This window comes from Bacillus cereus group sp. N12 (assembly GCF_016483575.1).
GTDB lineage: Bacteria > Bacillota > Bacilli > Bacillales > Bacillaceae_G > Bacillus_A > Bacillus_A toyonensis.
This window is the reverse complement of record NZ_JAEHBO010000152.1, coordinates 1-5,278: the sequence shown is the minus strand read 5'-3', so window position 1 is coordinate 5,278 and position 5,278 is coordinate 1. Positions and strand designations below refer to the sequence as shown.

Sequence of the window (5,278 nt, the reverse complement as noted above, 5' to 3'; positions counted from 1 at the left end):
TCTTAATACCTACTGGTAAATAATAAGATTCATTTCCTGTAATCTTTTCCCCAGCACGTATACCGATACTGCTCGCTTTTCCAGCGATTAAAAACGCCCCAAACACATACGATAGTTTCTCCACTCCTTTTTCAGTTTCCAAACATACAACTGGAAGCTCTATATACTTTTGAAATATCGGCAATGACGTTTTATATGTTTCATGTGCATTTCGAATCATAATATTCGTGTCTTTATCGCGAATTGTAATTGTGTCACCTTCCCTACCAAACGAAGGTTTTTGAACGAAAGAACCTTTTCCTAAAAATAAATCTGGTTCTAAATATGTAGGTAGCATATATTCTTTAACCCACTGTTGTTCCTCATTTGTATAAAAAGCCCCTTCTTCTGCTAATCCCCAAATAAGACACTGAATTGATTTTGGCTGAAGTAAAAAGGCAGACAAAGGATTTATAATAAAGAGATTTCCGTCTTTTACAAGTTGCAGCAGTTCCACACCTACCAAATCTCCTGTTTCAGGATCTTGATCCTCAATTAAATCTTCTATCGGATACGTTTGGCGATATAAAACATCAATCTTCGCCCCATCTTTATCAACTAGAGCATCTTTCGTAATTCTAAGTTCTGACATTGGCACTACTTTATTTTCAACATGGCATAACTGACTTAAATACATAGTCGTATTCCAATCCTCAATATGTTCATGATGTGCTGTAAAAACAACATTTGGATTGTCTAATCCCTTTGTCGCTTCCATTACAGCTTTCGTAACACCAGAAGATAGTAATCGTTCTTGATCCGAGTTTGGATCATCATAACCTAGGTTTTCACAAACTTTTCCATTCATTTGAAAGCATTCCATAATAAAAGTTGGTGTATCACTATTAAACTCAAGCATTTTAATTTGGTTATCAACCGTTATAACGAAATCAAATCGTGAAATAACAGATTCAGGATATAATCCTATCATTCTAATGAATGATAAGCTCGCAGGAGGAAAACCAAGCTCAAGAAGCTGTTCGTCACTTAAATTTCGCAAAAGTCTAGCAGTCTTAAAAAATATTTTACCCATTCGTTCAGTCGCTAAGTGTAATTGTTCCAAAGTCTGATTTGTTATAGAAAAAACATGAAACAAACTATATTCACATTCATATAAATCCGACCAAAAATTCGGATATTTTAAATAAAATTCTTTTCGATCCCTTATGTATTGCGACATATTTTAGCCTCCAAATCCTCCCTTTGAACCGCTTCCAATTCCACCTTTAAATTCAGCAGACGATTGATACGATTTAAACGCCGATGAATTTTTAAAAGTGGATTTATTTTGATAGTATCGCCCACCATAGAAATAATGCCCACGATAACCTGAACTACTATCATCACACTGCCATACCCCAAGTTCATCATCCCAATCCCAATCAGAACAACTATTATCATTCGGTTTTGGGGGAAGATCTTGTGCGCAACCAAATAAAGTGCCAGTCATTAAAGACGTTACGACACCACCTACTAGCCATTTCGTTTTTGTCACCTTCGCACTCCCCTTTTTAAATTCTATTCCTATTATATAGGATGGCATGATAAAGTAGAAGAAAAAGGAAGAAGAGGGATTAAATGCGCTTAGAATATCGACTTAATGATGAAACGAAAGGGTATCCTGCTTTATGGAACTACGCCAATATTTCTAATTCTGAAATTATCGCACGCATGACTTGTGAATATTTTATTAAAGAGAAAAATACTTATGTTGTTACTGCAACTTCGGTTGATCCAGACGGAACAGCAGTTATTTATATTCAAAAAGAAGTTTTCGCCAATGACCCTTCAGACCCTACATACTCCCACATCGGTTTTGAAATTAGAGAACTAAGTGAAACGAGTTCAAGCTTAGTAGATAGTCAAGATGTATGGAACTACGAAGAAATTTTACCATCTCTTCATTCAGATATTATATATATTCAGCGAGACGGCATGTCTATGGAATTCTCCTTGGATTCAAGAGAGATTGATGAAGACAGAAAGTGCTACATTTATTACGGAAACTTCACAGGTGAATCAAGATAATATTGATATATCTATGCAACAAAAAAACCTTACGTATAAAACGTAAGGTTTTTATATAGCCCCACATATGCCGTTCTCTCTAGATGTCCATAAACCTGCTCTCACAGGTGGATGCTCTCACAAATGTTTGTAACTTCCTTCTTAAAAAGATGGCATGTTAGCTACATTTAAATATTGAACTTCCATATTAAACTTATTGGTTTAAGACATGCATAAGCTACGTACACCGTAGGAATTTTATATAAGGTTAGTTGAAATAAGACCCCCGCACGTGCCGCTCCTCGTAAATGTCCAAAAACCCGCTACTCGCAGGTGGATGCCCTCACAGTTACCGTACATCTTCCTCCACAAGGAAGGCTTGATGATGGTCGCTAAATATTGAGCTTCCGTATAACTAACATCGGTTTTAGACATAAATAAGTTACGTACACCGCAGGATGTATTATTTACTTGTCGTTATATTATCACATTGTTTCCAATGTGTAAAATACAAAGTTTTTCGAGCAATCTCTTGCTTGTGACCTTATTTTAATACAAATTATTTTTGCATGCAAGTGATTAATCTTCTTCTTTTGCAATTTGATTTTCTGGATAAGAAATCCAATCACTCCAGCTACCTGCATACAATTTAACATTTTGGAATCCAGCCAATTTTAGCGCAATGATATTTGGACATGCCGTAACACCAGAACCACAATATACAATGGTTTCCTTATCTTTCGACAGATTTTGGAATCGTTCTTGTTGCTCAGCTTCATTCTTAAATTGTCCTGATTGCAACATTCCATCCTTCCAAAAATAATTTACTGCTGTCGGAATATGTCCTGCCTTCGGATCAACAAGTTCCTCTACACCAGCATAACGTTTGGGTTCTCTAGAATCAATTAACGTAACGTCTACACCTGTATGAATATTCTCTCTAACCGTTTCCATCGTAACAAGCATATGATCTTGTACGTTGGCTTTGAATGTTTTTCGTGCAACAACAGGTATTTCCATTGTTGTATGTAATCCATTCTCTTTCCAAGCTGGTATTCCGCCATCTAATATATATACTTTCTCATGTCCTACATAGTTTAATAACCACCATAAACGAGCAGCATTTGCACCAGCTTGACTGTCATACGCAATCACTGTCGTATGTTCATCAATACCAGCTTGCGAAAGCTTGTCTGCAAACTCCTTAATATTTGGCAATGGATGGCGGCCACCATGTGCTGTTACAGGACTTGATAAATCTAAATTCAAATCAAAATATAGCGCATGAGGAATATGTTCTTCTTCATACTTTTCTTTACCCCAATTAGGATTCGCTAAATCAAAACGACAATCGATTATACGGACATTCTCATCTTCTATATGCGCACGTAACCATTCGACTGTAACTATCATCTTTAACGACCTTCTTTCTCTTGCAAACGACTTACATACTCCATAACCATATCTTTTGTAACAAGTTTACGCTGCGGTGCAACGCCATTTTTTGCAAGTTCATTAATTTGTTTCGTTACCATATTAATGACATCAACCGAAAATTCTTTCCCATTTGATGCAAGTGATACTGCTGCCTCAATAGCTGTTTCACGCTGCGCATCTAATTGTAAAAATGCTGTTACAATTCCATTTTGTTTACGAGAATGTGCTGTAATTGCTTTGTGTACTTCCATCTTCTCTTCCCCCTAGATAAGTTATACTTTCGTATTTAATTCCATTGCAAGCCGAATCATATCACGGCATACAATCCCATTTTCAATAATCTCTTCTTCATAATGCTTTGAAAAGTAATCAAAATCAATAGAAAAAATACGAAATCCACATTTTTGATATAAAGCAAGTTGTGAAACACTAGAATTACCTGTACCAACTTCAAGTTTACACATACCATATCCCTTAGCAGCTTCTATCGCATGCTTTAATAGCTTCTTTCCAATACCTTTTCCTTGCATATACTCTACAACCGCAATATTCATAATTTCCATCGTCTTCGGCCTTGTTTCTAAAAGAACATATACACCTATAACTCTGTCCTCTTGCTTAGCTACATATGTTACTCCTCTTTGTATATATGCATCAATTTGCCGTTCACTTGGATCGGCAAGTAGCAATAGCAATTTCGGTATAGCTTCTTTTGAGATACGATCTATTACAACAGACATAAAAATCCCCCTCCTCTATTGTTCTAAACCCTCCTTGTCTACCATAAATAATAGAAAGGAGGGATTCACCATGGACAACAATGAGAAAAAATGCAACGTCATCTCTATTGATGGAAAGAAGAAGAAAAGCGACACGTATTCCTATCCAAAATTAGTAGTTGAAAATAAAACATACGAATTTTCTTCATTCGTCTTATGCGGTGAAACACCAGATGGCAGACGACTCGTTCTTACTCATATGATTTCTACCGATGAATTTGCTGGATTTGTCAAATCTTTAGATACTGTACTGCAAAAGAAAATTGAACGAATCTTTTTCTCATAACGACTATATAACATAAATTTCTTTTTCAATCTCTACTAACTGCTTGTGCAATTGTTCTTTACTTTGTTCATATAGAAATACATCGATCGTTTCAGCCAATGCAAACAATATACTTTCATAATAGTTCATCACATCTTGTTGCATCACTTTTTGGAATAAGTTCCACTTCATATCCCATTCTTGCTTATAATGATGAACAAATAAATCTTTTTCATCGGCTACATAGTTTGATACAAGCGGTTCTAATACAGATTTAGCGTCTTCTTGCATAAAAGCTTTGTCATTCTTTTCAAAAAAGCTTTTCTCATTTTTAAAATGTGCCAGTGCTTTTTTGAAATCTTTTATTTCAACTGAAGGGAACGGTTCTTTATGTGTAATATCTTTATATTCATACTCCACTGTTCCATTCATAGAAATTGATTGATTTTCTACTTTACAGTTCACTACAATTTCGTCCTTTGCACGCTTCATCGCTTCGTCTATCCATTTTTCAAGACGTAATGATGTCGCACGCATTTCTTGTAATAAATCATGCTGAATAAATGCTACTAATTCCATAACACACTGTTGCAACTGCGCTTTTACATTTCCATCCGTTCGAAGTGACGCTGGATTAATAAATTCAGTAAACACATCGTTATAGCGTAGGAATAGACGCTGATGCACGTAATAAAGCAATTCTTTCACTTCATTTTGCATCGCTTGTTCTTCCGCAAGCACACTATATGAT

At 35.7% G+C, this 5,278-nt stretch carries 7 protein-coding genes, 2 other RNA genes and 1 pseudogene; 2 read left to right on the top strand and 8 right to left on the bottom strand.

Annotation, left to right across the window (positions count from 1 at the left end; all coding sequences use genetic code 11):
* Positions 1-1,219: glutathionylspermidine synthase family protein (locus JDS92_RS29510; protein WP_199632999.1), on the bottom strand; the 1,219-nt coding region annotated here is incomplete at its 3' end.
* Between the two features lie 3 nt (positions 1,220-1,222).
* The gene (locus tag JDS92_RS29505; protein WP_000169030.1) at positions 1,223-1,534 is read right to left on the bottom strand and encodes a hypothetical protein; all 312 of its coding nucleotides are present in this window, start codon (positions 1,532-1,534) and stop codon (positions 1,223-1,225) included.
* An 83-nt stretch (positions 1,535-1,617) separates the two neighbouring features.
* On the opposite strand from JDS92_RS29505, the gene JDS92_RS29500 reads away from it, so the two are divergent.
* Positions 1,618-2,067 carry a hypothetical protein gene (locus tag JDS92_RS29500; RefSeq protein WP_001235522.1) on the top strand — a complete coding sequence of 150 codons (450 nt, stop codon included), beginning with the start codon at positions 1,618-1,620 and terminating at the stop codon, positions 2,065-2,067.
* 54 nt (positions 2,068-2,121) lie between these two features.
* Here JDS92_RS29500 and ssrS (JDS92_RS29495) read toward each other — a convergent pair.
* From ssrS (JDS92_RS29495) to JDS92_RS29475, 5 genes are all read right to left on the bottom strand, one after another.
* Positions 2,122-2,305: non-coding RNA, 6S RNA (gene ssrS, locus JDS92_RS29495), on the bottom strand.
* A 21-nt stretch (positions 2,306-2,326) separates the two neighbouring features.
* Positions 2,327-2,509, bottom strand: a non-coding RNA gene (gene ssrS, locus JDS92_RS29490) — 6S RNA.
* Between the two features lie 116 nt (positions 2,510-2,625).
* Positions 2,626-3,459, bottom strand: coding sequence for a sulfurtransferase (locus JDS92_RS29485; protein ID WP_097957082.1), 834 nt, complete (start codon positions 3,457-3,459; stop codon positions 2,626-2,628).
* 2 nt (positions 3,460-3,461) lie between these two features.
* Positions 3,462-3,734: a YpbS family protein gene (locus JDS92_RS29480; RefSeq protein WP_199632998.1), complete on the bottom strand. Its 273-nt coding sequence runs from the start codon at positions 3,732-3,734 to the stop codon at positions 3,462-3,464.
* Positions 3,735-3,755: 21 nt separating this feature from the next.
* A complete protein-coding gene (locus tag JDS92_RS29475; RefSeq protein WP_000117677.1) occupies positions 3,756-4,223 on the bottom strand; it encodes a GNAT family N-acetyltransferase in 468 nt (155 codons plus the stop codon).
* A 70-nt stretch (positions 4,224-4,293) separates the two neighbouring features.
* On the opposite strand from JDS92_RS29475, the gene JDS92_RS29470 reads away from it, so the two are divergent.
* On the top strand, positions 4,294-4,548 hold the full coding sequence (locus tag JDS92_RS29470; RefSeq protein ID WP_000369740.1) for a DUF3931 domain-containing protein: 255 nt from the start codon (positions 4,294-4,296) through the stop codon (positions 4,546-4,548).
* A gap of 3 nt (positions 4,549-4,551) precedes the next feature.
* On the opposite strand, the pseudogene JDS92_RS29465 reads toward JDS92_RS29470, so the two are convergent.
* A pseudogene (locus JDS92_RS29465) lies at positions 4,552-5,278 on the bottom strand (dynamin family protein); the annotation flags it as partial.